General features: G+C 32.0%; 16 protein-coding genes and 2 other annotated features. Of the genes, 14 read left to right on the forward strand and 2 right to left on the reverse strand.

Annotated features, from left to right (window positions below):
* Positions 1-6 precede the first annotated feature (6 nt).
* On the reverse strand, positions 7-1314 hold the full coding sequence (locus EYR00_RS07075) for an oligosaccharide flippase family protein (RefSeq protein ID WP_003538177.1): 1308 nt from the start codon (positions 1312-1314) through the stop codon (positions 7-9).
* Between the two features lie 67 nt (positions 1315-1381).
* Between EYR00_RS07075 and EYR00_RS07080 the strand changes: the two genes are divergently transcribed.
* The 14 genes from EYR00_RS07080 to tyrS all read left to right on the forward strand — a co-directional run bounded on the left by EYR00_RS07080 (position 1382) and on the right by tyrS (position 16915).
* Entirely contained in the window at positions 1382-1672 is a 291-nt protein-coding gene (locus EYR00_RS07080; protein ID WP_003538178.1) for a post-transcriptional regulator, read from the forward strand.
* A 37-nt stretch (positions 1673-1709) separates the two neighbouring features.
* Entirely contained in the window at positions 1710-3347 is a 1638-nt protein-coding gene (recJ, locus tag EYR00_RS07085) for a single-stranded-DNA-specific exonuclease RecJ (protein WP_003538179.1), read from the forward strand.
* Between the two features lie 63 nt (positions 3348-3410).
* Positions 3411-3929 (forward strand): adenine phosphoribosyltransferase, encoded by a 519-nt coding sequence (locus EYR00_RS07090; protein WP_003538180.1) that lies wholly within the window; start codon positions 3411-3413, stop codon positions 3927-3929.
* Positions 3930-3973: 44 nt separating this feature from the next.
* Positions 3974-6199, forward strand: a complete 2226-nt coding sequence (locus tag EYR00_RS07095) for a RelA/SpoT family protein (RefSeq protein WP_003538181.1) — start codon at positions 3974-3976, stop codon at positions 6197-6199.
* A gap of 35 nt (positions 6200-6234) precedes the next feature.
* Positions 6235-6436: a binding site (T-box leader), on the forward strand.
* 38 nt (positions 6437-6474) lie between these two features.
* Positions 6475-7752, forward strand: coding sequence for a histidine--tRNA ligase (gene hisS / locus EYR00_RS07100; protein ID WP_003538182.1), 1278 nt, complete (start codon positions 6475-6477; stop codon positions 7750-7752).
* Complete coding sequence (gene aspS, locus EYR00_RS07105; RefSeq protein ID WP_003538183.1) at positions 7745-9502, forward strand: aspartate--tRNA ligase; 1758 nt, start codon at positions 7745-7747, stop codon at positions 9500-9502. The genes hisS and aspS overlap by 8 nt, the downstream gene beginning before the upstream one ends.
* The gene (locus EYR00_RS07110; RefSeq protein WP_003538184.1) at positions 9489-10562 is read left to right on the forward strand and encodes a M24 family metallopeptidase; all 1074 of its coding nucleotides are present in this window, start codon (positions 9489-9491) and stop codon (positions 10560-10562) included. The genes aspS and EYR00_RS07110 overlap by 14 nt, the downstream gene beginning before the upstream one ends.
* Positions 10563-10682: 120 nt before the next feature.
* Positions 10683-11993 carry a UDP-N-acetylmuramate--L-alanine ligase gene (locus tag EYR00_RS07115; RefSeq protein ID WP_003538185.1) on the forward strand — a complete coding sequence of 437 codons (1311 nt, stop codon included), beginning with the start codon at positions 10683-10685 and terminating at the stop codon, positions 11991-11993.
* Between the two features lie 48 nt (positions 11994-12041).
* Positions 12042-12332 (forward strand): DUF948 domain-containing protein, encoded by a 291-nt coding sequence (locus EYR00_RS07120; protein ID WP_003538186.1) that lies wholly within the window; start codon positions 12042-12044, stop codon positions 12330-12332.
* 15 nt (positions 12333-12347) lie between these two features.
* On the forward strand, positions 12348-12824 hold the full coding sequence (locus EYR00_RS07125) for a YtxH domain-containing protein (protein WP_008791774.1): 477 nt from the start codon (positions 12348-12350) through the stop codon (positions 12822-12824).
* The gene (locus tag EYR00_RS07130) at positions 12824-13828 is read left to right on the forward strand and encodes a LacI family DNA-binding transcriptional regulator (protein WP_003538189.1); all 1005 of its coding nucleotides are present in this window, start codon (positions 12824-12826) and stop codon (positions 13826-13828) included. The genes EYR00_RS07125 and EYR00_RS07130 overlap by 1 nt, the downstream gene beginning before the upstream one ends.
* 77 nt (positions 13829-13905) lie before the next feature.
* Positions 13906-14367, forward strand: a complete 462-nt coding sequence (locus EYR00_RS07135) for an RNA polymerase sigma factor (protein WP_040434370.1) — start codon at positions 13906-13908, stop codon at positions 14365-14367.
* On the forward strand, positions 14364-15341 hold the full coding sequence (locus EYR00_RS07140) for a hypothetical protein (protein WP_003538191.1): 978 nt from the start codon (positions 14364-14366) through the stop codon (positions 15339-15341). The genes EYR00_RS07135 and EYR00_RS07140 overlap by 4 nt, the downstream gene beginning before the upstream one ends.
* A 109-nt stretch (positions 15342-15450) precedes the next feature.
* Positions 15451-15648: a binding site (T-box leader), on the forward strand.
* Between the two features lie 40 nt (positions 15649-15688).
* Entirely contained in the window at positions 15689-16915 is a 1227-nt protein-coding gene (gene tyrS / locus EYR00_RS07145; protein WP_003538192.1) for a tyrosine--tRNA ligase, read from the forward strand.
* An 18-nt stretch (positions 16916-16933) separates the two neighbouring features.
* Here tyrS and EYR00_RS07150 read toward each other — a convergent pair whose 3' ends face one another.
* The gene (locus EYR00_RS07150) at positions 16934-17710 is read right to left on the reverse strand and encodes a tRNA 2-thiocytidine biosynthesis TtcA family protein (RefSeq protein ID WP_003538193.1); all 777 of its coding nucleotides are present in this window, start codon (positions 17708-17710) and stop codon (positions 16934-16936) included.
* Positions 17711-17749 lie beyond the last annotated feature (39 nt).

The raw sequence follows: 17749 nt of genomic DNA on the forward strand, positions 1-17749 counted from the left end.
TATTCTTTAAGCTTTTTTATTATCGATAAATAGATATTTATAACAAGCGACCATATTAATAAATAGTGCAACGACAATGCCGATTAACATACTGACAGCTATACTGAAAACCCCTAGTGACTGACTAAGAAAATATATTAAAACTATTTCTAAAGTACATTGAATGATGCTGATTGCAAACATTAAACGATTTTTATTCAAAGCTTGAAGCAGTGCACTAAGAGGGGTTTCTAAATAAAAGATAGTGAATGGAATGCACATATATTTTAAATAAGTAGCTCCGCTTGTTGTATCATAAAGGATTTTTAAACAAACTTCTGGATATAAATAAAAAATCAATGTAAACGGTAGACTAATTAAAAAACTACCAATCATAGCAATTAGAATATGATATCTAGCAGCGCTGATTTTATGATAAACTACATCATTAGTGATGATCGGGAGAATCAGGCGATAAATTACGCCATTAAAAAAAGTGGGTGTAACTAATAATGATATGACATAACCGCTTATAATTGCATATTGTTGATGGATCATACTTTCTTTTAAACCGAATTTGGTTAAAACATAGACGAGGATGATTGGCTCTAGAAAGCTAACTAAACATTGATATAAACGTGAACCGGTTAATGGCATAGCGATATTTAACATATCTTTAATTTGCAAATTATTGACAATACTCTGCTTATTAAAGGTTGTAATATGATGGTCCTTGAGACGGGTTGTCAAATAGAGGATGGATGCTAATTCACCAACAGACATTGCCAGTGTTGCAAAACTAACTAGATAGGTATCTGTTAAGAAAGAAAATTGTCTAATCATTAAATAACTAAAACTTAATCGAGCAACTTCTTCGACAAAGCCAGCTTTAGCAACTAAAAAGACATTTTGTTTCGCTAAAAAATAATTTTTAATTATTCCACTAATCCCTACGAGCGGAATAAACAATGCCAGTGACAACAAAGGATAGAAAGCACCCTCATTTTTTAAAAGGTTATGACTAATAAATTTCGATGAAAAAAGTAAGGCACTCATGACAATTATACAAGTAAAAAGACAAATCGTTAAACCGGAGATGACAATTTTTTTATTATTATATTTAGGGTTTGCTACAAGTCGAAAGACTGCTGAAGGAATTCCTAATTGACCTAAGGTAATGCATAATGAAACCGTTGGCATTACTAAGATATATAGTGCCATCGCTTCTTGTCCTAATTGTCGCGCTAAAATCATGCGATTAAGAATACTAAACAATTTTGTGATTGCTGAACTAGCGGAAAGAATGATAAAAGAATTTATTAGTTTTCTTTTCATAAAGCACTTCCTTTCTGGTGAAATTTGTCATATAATATGTAAGTGACTTTTGAATGGAGGGCTGAAAATGGAATCGATTAATGATTTTAAATTTAATAAACGTGACCTAAATTTTTTAATAAAACTAAAAGCCCGTGATTTTAAACAGCAGAATATTCATAATATTTCTGAACAACAAATTAAAGACTACTTATTTGAGCGCAAATGGAAACAAAGAGATGCCGTTCCCATGTGTGAAATAATTGATGATATCATGAATTTAGATTTTTCTGAAATTTTTGATTATCTGAGTTTACAAGTAGTTAAAGAAGCATCTCGTTTGAGTATAAATGATTTTTCGGACTTTATTTCAAAATAGTTGCTAAGGCAACTATTTTTCTTTGAAAGGAGATTATATGGATTGGCGGATTATTAATGATTTAGACTACAACCACTATATGCAAGAATACAAGATTAATGCACTTTTAGCTAAGGTTTTTGCGTATAAACAATATTCATCTCAAGAAATTGAAACAATGTTATCAAGTCGTTTAGTATATCATGATTTTTCTTTATTTTCTGAAGCAGAAATGACATTAGAAAGAATTCATGAGGCAATTGGTAATAAAGAAAAAATCTGTATTTACGGTGATTATGATTGTGATGGGATTTTAGCAACATCAATTTTAGTTGAAGCTTTTAGACAATTAGGAGTGGAAGTGGGATACCATATTCCGAGTCGTTTAGAAGATGGATATGGATTAAATGCAAATCGTGTTGAACAAATGGCAAATAAAGGGTATACATTAATTATTACGGTTGATAATGGAATTAAGGCATATGAGGCAATCGAAAAAGCTAATGAATTGGGAGTGGACGTTATTGTTACTGACCACCATAATTATGATGATGAATTACCAGATGCTTTTTCTATTATTCATACAAAAATCTCACCCGATTATCCTTATAAAGAAATCTCGGGTGGTTTTGTAGCTTATAAATTAGCAAGTGCATTATTAAAAAAGCATGATAAATACTTATTTTCATTGGCAGCTATTACAACAATTTCTGATATGATGCCATTACTTGATGAAAATCGAGCATTGGTAAAAAGAGCATTGGAATTTATGAAAGAAAATAAATATCCTCAATTAGAATTGTTATTGGGGAGTAATCAGACCTATAGTGTTACTAGTATTGGGTTTATCATCGCCCCGAAGATTAATTCATTTGGTCGCTTAAGTGAAATTATTAATCCTAATCATCTCGTTAAATATTTTAGAAGTGATGCTTCAATTGGAATATTAAAAGCAGTTAGTGAAAAAGCAATTGAAGTAAATGCTAAAAGACAAGAATTAACAAATAAACAATATCAAAGCGTTTTAACAATGATTGACCCGAATGAGCAATTTTTATATGCTTATCAAAATGAAATACACGAAGGAATCATTGGTTTAGTGGCAGGAAAATATACTCGACAATATAACCGACCTAGCTTTGTGATGACATTTGATAGTGAAAAAAATCTTTATAAAGGCAGTGCTCGTGGAATTGAAGGGATACCGTTGAATAAAATTTTTGAAAATGTTCAAGATTTGTTAGAAAGTTATGGTGGTCATGCTTTAGCAGGTGGATTTAGTGTAGGTAGTGATAAAGTTGAGGAGCTAAAAGAAAAATTAGAATTGTATTTAAATAAACAATTAAAAGATTATACTCCTCCTTTAGTGGATGTAATTGAAGTTACAGGAAATGAGATTAGTAAAGTTAGTGTAAAACAATTAGAGTTATTAGAGCCACTAGGCAATGGCAATGAAGAAATGCGTTTTTTCATAAAAGATTTACCAGTAAGTAAAGTTACGTCGTTATCGAATGGTAAACATATTCGTTTTGATTTGTCATTACCGCAAGTCAAAGCACAAGCGTTATTTTTTAATCATGGAGATTTTTTTGAACAATTAAAAGATACTAAAATGATCAATGCAGTTGGTAAGTTTAATATTAATGTTTTTAATAATATTGAATCTGTCAACTTAATTATTGAAGATATTAAATAGTTTAAATTAAAGTATAAAAATGTTATAATTAAATATCATAGGATATTATGTGGAGGAAATAGAATGGATTTAACTAAGTATGTTGCAAGTATTGAAAACTTTCCTGAAGATGGTATTATTTTCAGAGATGTAACACCGTTGATGGCTGATAAGGAAGCTTTTAAAGAAACGATTGACCGATTTGTTGAGTGGACTAAAAATCTGGATACTAATGTTGATATTGTTGCTGGACCAGAAGCTCGAGGTTTTTTATTTGGATGTCCCGTTGCATATAATTTAAATGCAGGGTTTGTTCCGGTTAGAAAACCGGGTAAATTACCTCGTGAAACAGTAAGTGAAACTTATGCTTTAGAATATGGAACTAATGAAGTGCACATGCATGCTGACAGTATTAAACCAGGGCAAAATGTTATTATTGTAGACGACTTATTAGCAACTGGTGGAACAGTTGAAGCAACTGTAAAATTAGTTGAAAAATTAGGTGGAAAGGTAGTAGGAATTGCTTTTCTAATCGAACTTGAAGGATTAAAAGGACGTGATAAACTTCAAGGGTATAATATCTATTCAATATTGAAATACTAAAAAGAGATTAAATCTCTTTTTTAATAATAAGAGGGGGTGACATTATGGCTGAATATAAAGGTGCTGGCGATACAGTTACAATTAATGATGTTCTTGAAGTGTGTGGTAAATATATTACAAATCAAGAAAGTATTGATTTAATTAATCAGGCATACGATTTTATTATGGAGAAGCATGAGGGGCAAAAACGCAAAAGCGGTGAACCGTATACGATTCACCTGATTTGGGTAGCATATATTTTGGCAACGTTACAAACGGGACCCGCTACTATTGCGGCAGGACTTTTGCATGATGTCATGGAAGATTGTGGAGTATCTCGGGAAGAAATGGTAGAACGTTTTGGTGAGGAAATCACTACGTTAGTTGAAGGGGTTACCAAGATTGGTAAAATGCCATTTAAAGATGAATCTGATGTTTATGCTGAAAATCATCGTAAAATTTATATTGCTATGGCAAAGGATATTCGCGTTATTTTGATTAAATTTGCAGATCGACTTCATAATATGCGAACATTACAATTTATGCCACCTCATAAACAAAAAAGAATTTCTCGAGAAACGTTAGAAGTTTATACACCAATTGCTCATCGTTTAGGAATCAATGATATCAAAACAGAGTTAGAGGATTTAAGCCTATCTTATCTTGATCCTGTTGCATATAGCGAGATATCAAAATTATTAGCGACTAAACAAGAAGAACGGAAAGAATCAGTTGCAAAAATGATGGCATCGGTTAAACAAATATTGGATGATAATAGCTATCAGTATCGTATCTTGGGACGGGCTAAATCAATCTATAGTATTTATAAAAAAATGTTTGTAAAAAAGAAACGTTTTGATGAACTTTATGATTTATATGCATTAAGGATCATCACTCAAGATAAGATGGATTGTTATGGAATTTTAGGCTTGATTCATGATCAATATCGCCCGATTCCAGGACGGTTTAAAGATTATATTGCTATGCCAAAACCAAATATGTATCAATCTTTGCATACTTCAGTAATTGGTGAGGATGGAAATACCTTTGAGATTCAGATTAGAACTGAAGAAATGGATGAGCTAGCTGAATTAGGAGTTGCTGCTCATTGGCGCTATAAGGAAAATAAAGGCTATTCATCGAAGAAAGAACAACAAGAAATTGGTGAAAAATTGCAGTGGCTTAGAGAATTTATTTCTCTAAGTGACGATATTAAAGACGGTGATGCTAAAGAGTATTATGATTCATTAAAGCGTGATATCTTTGAGGCCAATGTTTATGTTTTAACACCGCAAGGAAAGATCGTAGAGTTACCGAATGGTTCTACACCAATTGATTTTGCTTACCGAATTCATACGGAAGTTGGACATAAAGCAGTTGGAGCTATCGTTAATAATGTTATGGTGCCTATTGATACTAAATTAAATACTGGTGATGTAGTCGAAATTAAAACTAATAAGCAGTCATTAGGACCTAGTGAAGATTGGCTAAAATTTGTTCGAACTGCAGGTGCGCGTAATAAAATTAGACAATTTATTGCTAATCGTGAGGCAGAAACTAAAAAAGAGACAATTGAAGATGGGCGTAAAATGCTTCGTGATGAATTGAAAAAACGCCAATTAGATGAAAAGAAATATATGGATCCAGATACGTATAAAACATACTTAGGTTCTTTTGGTGCCCGCTCATTTGATGATATCTTATATTTTATTGGTAAAAAAAGTTTACCGGCAATGAATCTGCTGGATCGAGTTGTACCTAAAAAGTCGGGGTTCTTTGACAGTATTTCGAAAATGCTTCAGCGAAATAATCAGGTAAATGAAAAACAGCAGTCTTCGCGTAATAATTCGGGTGTTGTTGTTAAGGGATTAGATGGACTAAGAATTCAACTTTCAAAGTGCTGTAATCCAATTCCTGGAGATGATATTATGGGCTTTGTCTCACAAGGTCAGGGAATTAAAGTACATCGTCGAGACTGCCCGAATATTCAACAGCCTGAAATCAAAGCAAGATTGATAGATGTTTATTGGGATTTTGCATCCATTTCAACGATGAAATTTCAAGCAGATTTAGAAATAGTTGGTTTGGATCGACCTAATTTATTGAATGATGTGGTAACATCATTAGGGCAGATGAAAATTAATATTTTGAATATCCATGCTGATGTTGTAGATATGAAAGCAATCATTAAATTAAAGATTTCAGTTGAAGATGCTAGTCGTTTACAACAAGCAATCGATAATATTGATCGGATTCAGGGAATCTATGAAATTAAACGGGTTATTCATTAGTTATTGCAATTTTATGAAATATTATATATAATCAATTTAATCCAATGAACAAGATTAAGTAGTTAAATCCTTTTATAGAGAGAATACGTCTGGTGAAAGTATTTAAAGGATCATTACGGGACACTTGGGAGGAGTTACTTTGAAATCTAGTAGGAGTAAACGTCTGTCGCGTTAAGACATAAGAGCGTGTTATTTAACACGAATTAAGGTGGTACCGCGTTAACTAACGTCCTTATTTTAAGGGCGTTTTTATATTATCAAGGAGGAAATGAAAGATGATGTATAAAGCACCACGAGGAACAGTGGATATTTTGCCAGAAAAGAGTGCTAAATGGCAAACATTAGAACAACTAATTAGAACAATATGTGCTAATTATAATGTTAAAGAAGTGAGAACTCCTATTTTTGAACACACCGAGTTATTCACTCGTGCAGTTGGCGATACAACTGATGTAGTAAGTAAAGAAATGTATACTTTCGCTGATAAAAAGGGGCGTTCAATTACATTACGACCTGAAGGAACAGCTGGAGTTGCGAGAGCTTATGTAGAAAATAAAATGTTTTCTAATCCTGATAAAATTAGTAAATTATATTATATTGGACCAATGTTTAGATATGAACGTCCTCAAAATGGGCGGCAACGTCAGTTTCACCAATTCGGGGTAGAAATGATTGGTTATGAATCACCATATTTAGATGTTGAATGTATGACAATGGCAGTAACATTAGTCGAGGCTTTAGGGTTACAAGGTGTCAAATTACATATAAATACTCTTGGTGATGGTGATAGTCGTGATGCTTATCGTGAAGCTTTGAAAGCACACTTTGCACCATATTTAGATGATTTATGTCAAGATTGTAAAAATCGTTATGAAGCAAATCCGTTAAGAATTTTAGATTGTAAAGTAGATCATAATCATCCAGCGATGGCAAATGCGCCAAAAACAGTTGATTATTTAAGTGAAGCGGCTAAGGCACATTTTACCAAAGTATGTGAGTTATTAGATGATCTAGAAATTGAATATGTTGTTGATACAAATTTAGTGCGTGGTTTAGATTATTACTGTCATACAGTTTTTGAAGTAATATCTGATGATCCACGCTTAGGTGCAGGAGCCACTGTTGGTGGCGGTGGTCGTTATAATGGCTTAGTACAGGAATTAGGGGGACCAGAAGCACCTGGAGTTGGATTTGCTTTTGGAATGGAACGATTATTGATTGCTATGGATGAAGAATTAGAAGAACCTGAGGGGTTGGATGTGTATGTTATGCCAATGGGAGATGAAGCAAGAGATTTAGCGGTACAGATCACGGCAATGCTACGAGCAAATGGCTTTAGTGTTGATATGGACTATCAAGGTCGTTCTTTAAAAGCACAGTTTAAAACGGTTGATCGTTTGAATAGTCATTTTGCAATGATCATTGGTGATCAAGAAATTGCTGACGAAGTAGTCAATATTAAATGTACACATTCAAAGACACAAGATATTGTACCAATTGAAAATATTGTTGCGTATATTGAAAATCATATGGAGGGACATGTACATGAATAGAACTCATAACAATGGTGAATTAAGAATTAGTGATGTTAATAAAATTGTTGAATTAAAAGGCTGGGTTGCTAAAAAAAGAAATTTAGGTTCTTTGGTTTTCATTGATTTAAGAGACCGTTATGGAATCACGCAAATCGTATTAAATGAAGAAATGGAAGCTCTAGGTAAGGATATTAAAAATGAATATGTCCTGCATGTAGTTGGTAAAGTAATTGAAAGAAGTTCTAAAAATCCTAATATGCCAACTGGGGATATTGAAATTGAAGCTGCTCAAATTGATATTATCAATACGGCTAAAGTAACACCTATTTACACAACTGATGATACTGATGCAAGTGAGGATGCAAGAATGCAATATCGTTATCTTGATTTAAGAAGACCGGTAATGCAGAATAAAATAATTATGCGTCATAAAATTACTAGCAGTATTCGAAATTTCTTAGATAATCATGAATTTATTGATATTGAAACGCCCTATTTAAATCGTTCTACTCCTGAGGGAGCAAGAGATTTCTTAGTCCCTTCACGGGTTCATAATGGTTCATTTTATGCTTTACCACAGTCACCACAATTATTTAAGCAATTATTGATGGTTTCAGGATTTGAACGTTATTATCAAATCGCACGCTGTTTTAGAGATGAGGATTTACGATTAGATCGGCAACCGGAATTTACTCAAGTTGATGTTGAAATGAGTTTCATGACTACTGATGAAATTATTAGTATTGGTGAACAGCTGTTAGCACAAGTAATGAAAGATGTTAAAGGAATTGAACTGCAACTGCCATTGCCACGAATGACTTGGCATGAAGCTATGGAAAAATATGGAATTGATAAGCCAGATATTCGTTTTGGATTAGAGTTAGTTAATTTAAATGAAGTGGTTAAAGATGTTGAGTTTATGGTTTTTAAGAGCGCGTTAGAAGCTGATGGGCATGTAAAAGGAATTAATGTCAAAGGTGAAGCTGACAATTTTTCTCGTAAAGCAATTGATAAATTGACGGATGTAGTTAAAACATATAAAGCAAAAGGATTAGCATGGTTAAAAGTTAAAGCTGGAAAGGCTGAGGGACCAATTGCTAAATTCTTTAACGAAGAACAAATGACAAAATTATTAAAAGCAATGGATGCAAGTGATAATGACTTATTATTATTTGTTAGCGATGCTAAATATAATGTTGTTTGTGATGCTTTGGCAGCTTTACGTAATCATTTAGGAAAAGAATTAAAATTATTTAACCCTGATGAATTTGCATTTTTATGGGTCGTAGATTTTCCAATGTTTGAATATGATGATGAAACTGAACGTTATTATGCGGTTCATCATCCATTTACTCGACCTAAAGATAGTGATATTGATAAAATTGAAAACGATCCTGCAAATTGTTTAGCTGATGCTTATGACATTGTATTAAACGGTTTTGAATTGGGTGGAGGTTCACAACGTATCTACGAACAAGAATTACAAGAAAGAGCCTTTAGAGCATTAGGTTTTACCCAAGAGAGAATTGATAGTCAATTTGGCTGGTTTGTTGAGGCCTTTCAATACGGTACTCCACCACATGGGGGATTTGCCTTAGGTCTGGATCGTCTAGCAATGTTACTTACTGGTAGTGAAAATATTCGTGAGGTTATTGCTTTTCCAAAAAATGCAAGTGCAGTATGTCCAATGTCAAAAGCACCAAGTGAGGTAGATAATGCTCAATTAGAAGAATTAGGAATCGCGGTGATTGAAGATGAACAAGAATAGAATTGATGCAGTTGTAAATAATATGAAGGAAGCTGGTCTTGATTATTTGTTGATCAGTGAACCTTCTTCAATTGATTATTTGATTGATTATGTAAATAACCCCGGTGAAAGAATGTATGTATTGATGCTTGCAGCAAATGGTGCCCATAAGTTGTTCTTCAATAAATTATTCTTTGTAGAAAATGATCTAGGGATTGAAATTGTTTGGCATAGCGATACTGATGATGCGACAAAAACAATTGCAGATTATGTTGAAAATTCTGGTACAATTGGAGTTGATAAACATTGGAGTGCAAACTTTTTATTAAGTTTAATGGAAAAACTACCAGATGTTAAATTTGTTAATGGCTCATTTTGTGTAGATTTTGTAAGAATGGTTAAAGATGAAAATGAACAGGTTTTAATGATTGAAGCAAGTCGGATCAATGATCAAGCAATTCATGAAGTGATTCATCAAGTATCTTTAGGATTATCAGAACTTGAAGTAGCCGGTAAATTGAGTGGTATTTATAGCAAATTTGGTGGTGATGGCAACAGTTTTGATGCTATCATCGCTTATGGAGCTAATGGTGCTAATCCTCATCATGAAAATGATGATAGCCATTTAAAACCAGGTGACAGTATCATTATTGATATGGGGTGTAAGTATAACGGATATTGCTCAGATATGACAAGAACTGTCTTCTATCAAGAAGTAAGTGAAGAAGCTAAAGAAGTCTATGGTTTGGTTCGTTTGGCTAACGAAACAGCTGAAGCAATGATTAAACCTGGGGTTAGACTTTGTGATATTGATAAGGCTGCTCGTGATATTATTACTGATGCTGGCTATGGCAAAGAATTTAATCATAGGTTGGGTCATTTCATTGGTAAAGATGTTCATGAATTTGGTGATGTTTCTGTTAACTTTGATTTGGAAGTTAAAGAAGGTATGATTTTTTCGATTGAACCGGGAATTTATTTGCCAGGTAAATTTGGGGTGCGGATTGAAGATTTAGTCATGGTTACAAAAGATGGCTGTAAAGTTTTAAATAGTTATCCAAAGGATTTATTTGTAATTTAATGATTAAGGGTTACAGCTCTTAATCATTTTCTTGTCGAATAAAAAAACATACTTTTTAGGGTTCGGTCAATACATTTATCTTAAATTGTGCTAAAATGGTGAAGTGAGGTGACATAAAGAATGTATTATTTTATTGGAATTAAAGGTTCAGGGATGGCGCCATTAGCTGAAATCCTTCATGAACTAGGAAATGAAGTGTGTGGAAGCGATATTGATAAATACATCTTCATTGAAGAGGAATTAAGAAAGAGAAATATCCCAATCTATTCATTTGATGCTAACAACATTAAAGATGGTTATACAGTTATTATTGGAAATGCTTTTGGTGATGATCACACAGAAGTTAAAGCTGCTTTAGCTAATCCGAATGTTAAATGTTATCGATATTTTGAATTTTTGGGAGAGTTTATGGAAAACTTCATCTCAATTAGTATAGCTGGAACTCATGGCAAAACAACGACAACAGGGATGGCTTATCATTTGTTTGAAGAATTTGATAAAACTACAGTTTTAATTGGTGATGGAACTGGTCATGCAGTAAAAGATAGTAAATATTTTATTGCAGAATCATGTGAGTTCCAAGATCATTTTTTACATTATTATCCTAAATATGCGATTATCAATAATATTGAATTAGATCATGTCGATTATTTTGGAAATTTAGAGCGTTATATTGAGTCTTTTGAAAAATTTGCTAATCAAGTAAAAGATACAGTAATTGTTTGGGGGGATGATCCAAACATTAAAAAAATAAATTTTAAAAAAAGAGTTATGAGATTTGGTTTAAATGACTATAATGACGTTAGGGCGGTAAATGTGCTTGAAAACAGTAATGGTTTATCGTTTGATGTATATATTCATAATGAATTATTTGGTCATTTTAATTTACCTTATTTTGGAATGCATATGTTGTATAATTCATTAGCGATCATTACGCTTGGTTATTTAGAAAATATGACTAATGATTATATTCAAAATAGAATGGCAACTTTCGAGGGAACAAAACGACGATACAGTGTAACTGAAGTAGGGAATAATGTTTACGTAGATGACTATGCCCATCATCCCACTGCAATTAAGTATGTAATTGAAGCAACCCGTGTTAGATATCCGAGTAAAAAAATTGTAGCAATTTTTAAACCTGATCGTTTTTCACGTGGCGCTCGTTTTGCCGTTGATTTTGCCAAATCTATGGATTTAGCTGATTATCCATATTTCTGTCCATTTCCCGAAAATGCAGTGAAAGAAGAAGGAATTGACATAGATATTTATGATATCGCTAATAATCTACCAAGAGCAAAAGTTATTGGTGAAGATGAAGAAGCTGCTAAAGAATTAGCTAAGTTCGATAATGTTGTGTTCTTGTTTATGTCTAGCAAAGATATTTATAAACTTGAAGAAAAAGTTATCGCGATAAAAAAATCTATATAAGTATCTAGAATTATGGTATAATTATTTGTAGAAAGTTGAGGTAATGCTATGACTGCAATTGATGTTTGTTACTGTGTTTTAATACTTTCTGGAGCATTTGCCTTAGTTAGCTTAGGAATTTTATTGCTTCGTAGTTCAACCACAGTTAAACAAGTGGGGAACACAGTCGAAATGGCTCAAAGCACAATTAATAAAGCGGATAAAATTATGGATGATATAACTTACAAGTTAGATCTTTTGAATGCGCCAGTAGAAACAATCGCGCGTTTCTTTGATCCAAATCGACCTAAGTTTAATCCTATAAGTGCTATTATTGGATTGTTCAAAAAGAAATTTTAGAAAGGTGAAATAATGATGAAATTAGGAAAATTTATTGCCGGTGTAGGTATCGGTGCAGTAATTGGAATGTTATGTGCTCCTAAAAAAGGTAGTGAGCTAAGAGGTGAATTAAAAGAAAAGTCTCAAGATCTATATGATAAAGCTCAAAACATGACTAAAGATGATGTTGAATCTTTGATCAACAATACTATCGAAGAAATCAAATTAGCAATTGATGAATTTGATGTTGATGAATTTAAAGATACAGCAGGAGAAAAATTAGGAGATATTAAAACTAAATTAGAACAACTAGCAACTTCGGTAAAATCTAGTGATGAATACGCAAGTTTTAAAGAATCGGTTGCTAAAGTTAGTGATGAGGTTACAACAAAATTTAAAGAAATCAAAACAAAAGTTCAAGACAAAGATTTTAATGTGTTACAAGAATTAGATGATGCAATGGATGATATTGAAGATGAATTAGATGTCATCATTGAGGATCTAAAAGATTAATGAAAAAAGTAACTATTTATGATGTCGCAAGAGAAGCTGGTGTTTCTCTTGCGACTGTTTCTCGAGTAATCAACGGTTCAAATGTTGTTCGAGAAAAAACAAAGCAAAAAGTCTTGGATGTTATTGATCGTTTAGATTTCAAACCAAATGATATTGCTAGAGGATTGGCTACTAGCAAAACAACAACAATTGCAATCGTTTTCCCACAATCACTATTTGCTCATGTCAAAGATATGATTGGTGGAATTGGCGATACTGGTAGACATTTAGATTATAATATCAATATGTATACGACTGATGATATTGGTGATGAAAATACAGTTGCTGATGTTACTGAAAGATTAGTAAAGTCACGTGTTGATGGAGTAATCTTATTTAATAATGATAATATTGACGAAACTGTTGAATCGATTGTGAAGTATAATTTACCTATCGTTGTTATCGGAACAAAAATGTCTGGTGAAAACATTGGTTCTATTTATATTGATGTTAAAAAAGCTGCTGAGGAGATTGTTGATAAATATCTAGCTAAAGGTAAAGATGACATAGTCTATATCTTACCAAAACAAAATTTAATTAAAAGTGATGAAATTATTGAAGGAATCAAGGATACATATAAAAAATATAACAAAGAGTTTACTACCGATCAAATTGTTACAAGCTCTAGCCATTATGAAAATACATATCCGAATTTTGTTGAATATTTTAAAAATCACAAACATGATTTAGTATTCTGTGGATATGATAAAGACGGTGTTGCGATTATTAATGCAGCTCAAGAAAATGGAATTAAAATTCCTGAAGAAATGGAAGTAGTAGGAATGCTGAATACAAGTTATTCAATTATGTGTAAACCGACCCTTTCATCAATGAATGTGCCTGTTTATGATATGGGTGCTTTAGCTGTTCGTTTATTAACTAAGTTCCTACAAGATGAAGAAATTACTTCAAAAGAAATTGCAGTACAACATATGTTTATTAAACGCAATTCGACAAATGACTAAGACTTTCATTATGAAGGTCTTTTTTTTGTCACGATTTATAATTTTCAATTGTTATTTAGATGAAGGGAGGAAATTTAATGGAGGAAGCAATGTTCGAACACCTATTCCAAAAGTATAAAGATATGATATATCGAGTCGCTTTTCTTTATCTAAAAAATGAGGCAGATGCTTTAGATATTGTTCAAAATACATTTATTAAGCTATTAAAGAAAAATGATTTTAACGATGAAGAGCATCTTAAAAGATGGTTATTAAGAGTTTGTATTAATCTTTGTAAAAATAATTTAAAAAGTTATTGGAAAAGAAATGTTAGTGTTTTTGAAGAAAAATTTTATCAATTAGAAAATAGTGATTTAAAATTGCAAGAACTAGTTTTTAAACTGGCTCCTAAATATAAGGGAGTGATTCATTTGTATTATTATGAGGGATATTCAGTGAAGGAAATTTCAGTCATTTTAAAAATTAGTGAAGCCGCTGTTAAGCAAAGGTTAAAGCGAGCTCGTACAAAATTGAAAATAGAACTGGAGGCAGAATCATGAAGAATAATGATTACAAAAAGATTGTCAATGGAATCAAGATACCAGAGCAAAAGCTTGATCTAGTAAAAAATAGTATTTTACAGAAAAAAAGCATCTGTAAATTTAAATATGCTACAGCTTTAATCGTGATAGCAGCTATGATCACGGGAACAATTTATTTTAGAACTTATCCAAGAGGAGATAATGAAACAAAAACATTAATAGATGTTGATTACTTCATTACAAATATTTATGCTAATGATGAAACCTATGAATTAACAGACGATAAAGTTAGTATTGACATGAGTAGTGATATGTTTGGAACAACCTGGAGATGTAATGCTAAACGCTCATGTTTACCATTTGATATTCGTATTGTTGGTGAAAACATTAAGAGTATCAGCTATTCTGTAATTAAGGGGACGAGCTTAGATTTTTATCGGGTTAAATCATTAGATTTATTTCATGATGATTTATCGGAGTTAAATAAAAAAAATGATTTTAGTATCCAATTTAAAATGTTTAACGAATTACGTGATCAAGATAAAGAACTTTTAAAAGAACGCTATCAGTTAACAGAAGAAAATTTAGAATCATACGTTAATGATCATATCATTGATATTATTAAAGATTACCGTGCAGCTTTAGAACAAGCAGGCTATAGTCAGGAAAGCTTAAATATGTATGGCGGACTTTTTTGGATAGAAATTAACCAAGGCGATAGGATGACTGTTCCTTATGATCAGCAAGATCCTCTAAACTATCGAAATATTCTTTATACTGAATTAAATTTAGAAAATAAAGATATTTCAGTAATAGATAACGAACAAATAATCTATCAAACAGTTAAACAGGAATTATTAAGCTATGAAATAAGCATGGTAATAGAGTATAATAATGGTGTTATCAAAGAAAAAATAATTACTTTTGAAGAAGGAACTTGTGAAGAAAGAAATAATGAATGTAGGGATACTATTTATATGAAAATAAAGTAAATCATTAAAATTAAATATGATTAAAATATTTAAATAGTATCAGGAACGATAAGTTTTGACAAAACTATTAGGGTATGTTGACTTATTTAAAAATATAGCATATAATTCTATTACGACGTTGAAGGAAAATAGTAATCAAAATAGGCATTTTAGAGACCTTGTGGCTGGTGTAAACAAGGATGTACTACTGATGAATACACTCTGGAGTTTCTAGGTGAAAAGTCTAGACGGGTAGTTCCGTTATGAATGATGAGTGCATGTATTTTATACGTGAATAAAGGTGGTACCGCGAGATTTCGTCCTTTTAGGAAGAAATCTCTTTTTATTTTATAAATGGAGGATAACGGATGAAGATTTATGATGAATTAGTATGGCGTGGATTAATCAAAGATGTTAGTTCACCAGATTTAGAAGAAAAATTAAATAATGGTGGGATGACTTTTTATATTGGGACTGATCCTACTGGTGATAGTCTCCATATTGGACATTTTTCATCATTTTTAATTTCAAAGCGATTAAAAGAAGCGGGACATAATCCAATTTTATTAGTTGGTGGAGCAACCGGATTGATTGGTGATCCTAAACCAGATACTGAAAGACCAATGATTACCAAAGAGACAGTTGAACATAATTTTGCTTGCTTAAAGAAACAAGCACAAGATTTGTTTGGTTTTGAAGTTGTTAATAATTATGATTGGTCAAAGGATCTTAATTTCATTGATTTTTTAAGAGATTATGGAAAATATTTTAATATTAACTATATGTTAAACAAAGATATTGTAAAACGTCGTTTAGATGCAGGGATTACATATACTGAATTTTCATATATGATCATGCAAGCAATGGACTTTGAATGGTTATACAATAACAAAAATTGTGTTATGCAAGTAGCTGGTCAAGATCAATGGGGAAATATTACTGCTGGAATTGAATTGATTCGCAAAAAAGATGGTAAAGAGGCATATGGTTTTACAATGCCATTATTGACTAAAAGTGATGGAACAAAATTTGGAAAAACTAATGGTAAGGCTATTTGGCTAGATAGAGAGAAAACATCACCATATGAAATGTATCAATTTTTTATTAACTCAGAAGATGATAAAGTAATTGATTATTTAAAATTTTTAACTTTCTTAACACCTGAAGAAATTATGGAATTAGAAGAAAAGAATAAAACGCAACCACATTTAAGAGAAGCTCATCAAGCATTAGCGCGTGAAGTAATCACATTCTTGCATGGTGCTGAAGCTTATGAGGAAGCTGTAAATATTTCAAAAATGTTATTTTCGGGACAAATTCAATCACTAACATTAGCACAGGTCAAGGTTTGCTTTGAAGGTGTACCAAGTATTGAAGTTAATGAAGAATTGAATATTTTAGATGCACTAACTACTTGTGGGGCAGCAAAGAGTAAACGAGAAGCGCGCGAATTTGTTAATGGCGGATCCATTTTAATAAATGGTGAACGAATTAAAGATGTTGAGTTCATAGTTACAAAAGCTAATGCATTTGGAAATGAGGCGACTGTAGTTCGTCGCGGCAAGAAAAATTATTTTGTAATTAAGCATATTTAAAAAAGTAAGTTTTATAACTTACTTTTTTCTTGGCGTTTTTTTCCATAACATTGTATTTTCTTCGTTTGTTAAACTGGTAAGGAGATTGCTTTTAGCTTGCGGATATTTTAAATATAGATCATTTAGTAAATGTTTAAATTCTTCTCGTTTAGTATGCTTATCAGCTGGACATGTTGAAGGGACAATAGGAACATGTGCTTCTTCAACAGCACTAACTATATCTGATTCGTAAGCATAAACTAATGGACGAATAAAGTTCATTTCAGTTCTTGTTAAATACATTTTGGGGGTAAAGGTTGCAATCTTACCACCGTAGATCATATTCATAAATAGTGTCTCAACAGCATCATCACCATGATGCGCAAAGGCAACTTTGTTGCATCTGTATTTCTTTGCACCATCGATTACAAGTGCTTTTTTAAATTTAGAACATAATGAACATTGTAGACGACCATCATCGGTCTTATTTAACTTTAAGATTTCATATACATCACTAGGTTCATGATAAAGTTCAATACCATTTTTTTTACAAAAAGCATCAGCTTCACTAAAATCCATATTTGGGAAGCCCATTTCAATATGTACTCCAATAACATCAAATTTTACAGTTGCGAATTTTTTATATAATGATAAGCAGTATAAAAGGAGCATAGAGTCTTTACCACCAGAAACGCCCACACATACTTTATCACCATCTTGAATTAAATTAAATTCTTCATCGGCTTTACGAATACAGCCAAGTACTTTTTTCATTGTCATTTTTATCACCTTGCTATATTCTAACAAAAATATCATTACTAAGCAAAGTTATTTGCAATTTAATGTAAAGATAGG

Origin of the sequence: Thomasclavelia ramosa DSM 1402, from assembly GCF_014131695.1 — a bacterium.
In the GTDB taxonomy this organism is placed as follows: Bacteria; Bacillota_I; Bacilli_A; order Erysipelotrichales; family Coprobacillaceae; genus Thomasclavelia; species Thomasclavelia ramosa.

Excerpts from the sequence above, each read along its gene's own strand:
- EYR00_RS07075 (WP_003538177.1), bottom strand. The coding sequence starts at position 1,314 with ATGAAAAGAAAACTAATAAATTCTTTTATCATTCTTTCCGCTAGTTCA.
- EYR00_RS07080 (WP_003538178.1), top strand. The coding sequence starts at position 1,382 with ATGGAATCGATTAATGATTTTAAATTTAATAAACGTGACCTAAATTTT.
- recJ (WP_003538179.1), top strand. The coding sequence starts at position 1,710 with ATGGATTGGCGGATTATTAATGATTTAGACTACAACCACTATATGCAA.
- EYR00_RS07090 (WP_003538180.1), top strand. The coding sequence starts at position 3,411 with ATGGATTTAACTAAGTATGTTGCAAGTATTGAAAACTTTCCTGAAGAT.
- EYR00_RS07095 (WP_003538181.1), top strand. The coding sequence starts at position 3,974 with ATGGCTGAATATAAAGGTGCTGGCGATACAGTTACAATTAATGATGTT.
- hisS (WP_003538182.1), top strand. The coding sequence starts at position 6,475 with ATGATGTATAAAGCACCACGAGGAACAGTGGATATTTTGCCAGAAAAG.
- aspS (WP_003538183.1), top strand. The coding sequence starts at position 7,745 with ATGAATAGAACTCATAACAATGGTGAATTAAGAATTAGTGATGTTAAT.
- EYR00_RS07110 (WP_003538184.1), top strand. The coding sequence starts at position 9,489 with ATGAACAAGAATAGAATTGATGCAGTTGTAAATAATATGAAGGAAGCT.
- EYR00_RS07115 (WP_003538185.1), top strand. The coding sequence starts at position 10,683 with ATGTATTATTTTATTGGAATTAAAGGTTCAGGGATGGCGCCATTAGCT.
- EYR00_RS07120 (WP_003538186.1), top strand. The coding sequence starts at position 12,042 with ATGACTGCAATTGATGTTTGTTACTGTGTTTTAATACTTTCTGGAGCA.
- EYR00_RS07125 (WP_008791774.1), top strand. The coding sequence starts at position 12,348 with ATGAAATTAGGAAAATTTATTGCCGGTGTAGGTATCGGTGCAGTAATT.
- EYR00_RS07130 (WP_003538189.1), top strand. The coding sequence starts at position 12,824 with ATGAAAAAAGTAACTATTTATGATGTCGCAAGAGAAGCTGGTGTTTCT.
- EYR00_RS07135 (WP_040434370.1), top strand. The coding sequence starts at position 13,906 with ATGGAGGAAGCAATGTTCGAACACCTATTCCAAAAGTATAAAGATATG.
- EYR00_RS07140 (WP_003538191.1), top strand. The coding sequence starts at position 14,364 with ATGAAGAATAATGATTACAAAAAGATTGTCAATGGAATCAAGATACCA.
- tyrS (WP_003538192.1), top strand. The coding sequence starts at position 15,689 with ATGAAGATTTATGATGAATTAGTATGGCGTGGATTAATCAAAGATGTT.
- EYR00_RS07150 (WP_003538193.1), bottom strand. The coding sequence starts at position 17,710 with ATGATATTTTTGTTAGAATATAGCAAGGTGATAAAAATGACAATGAAA.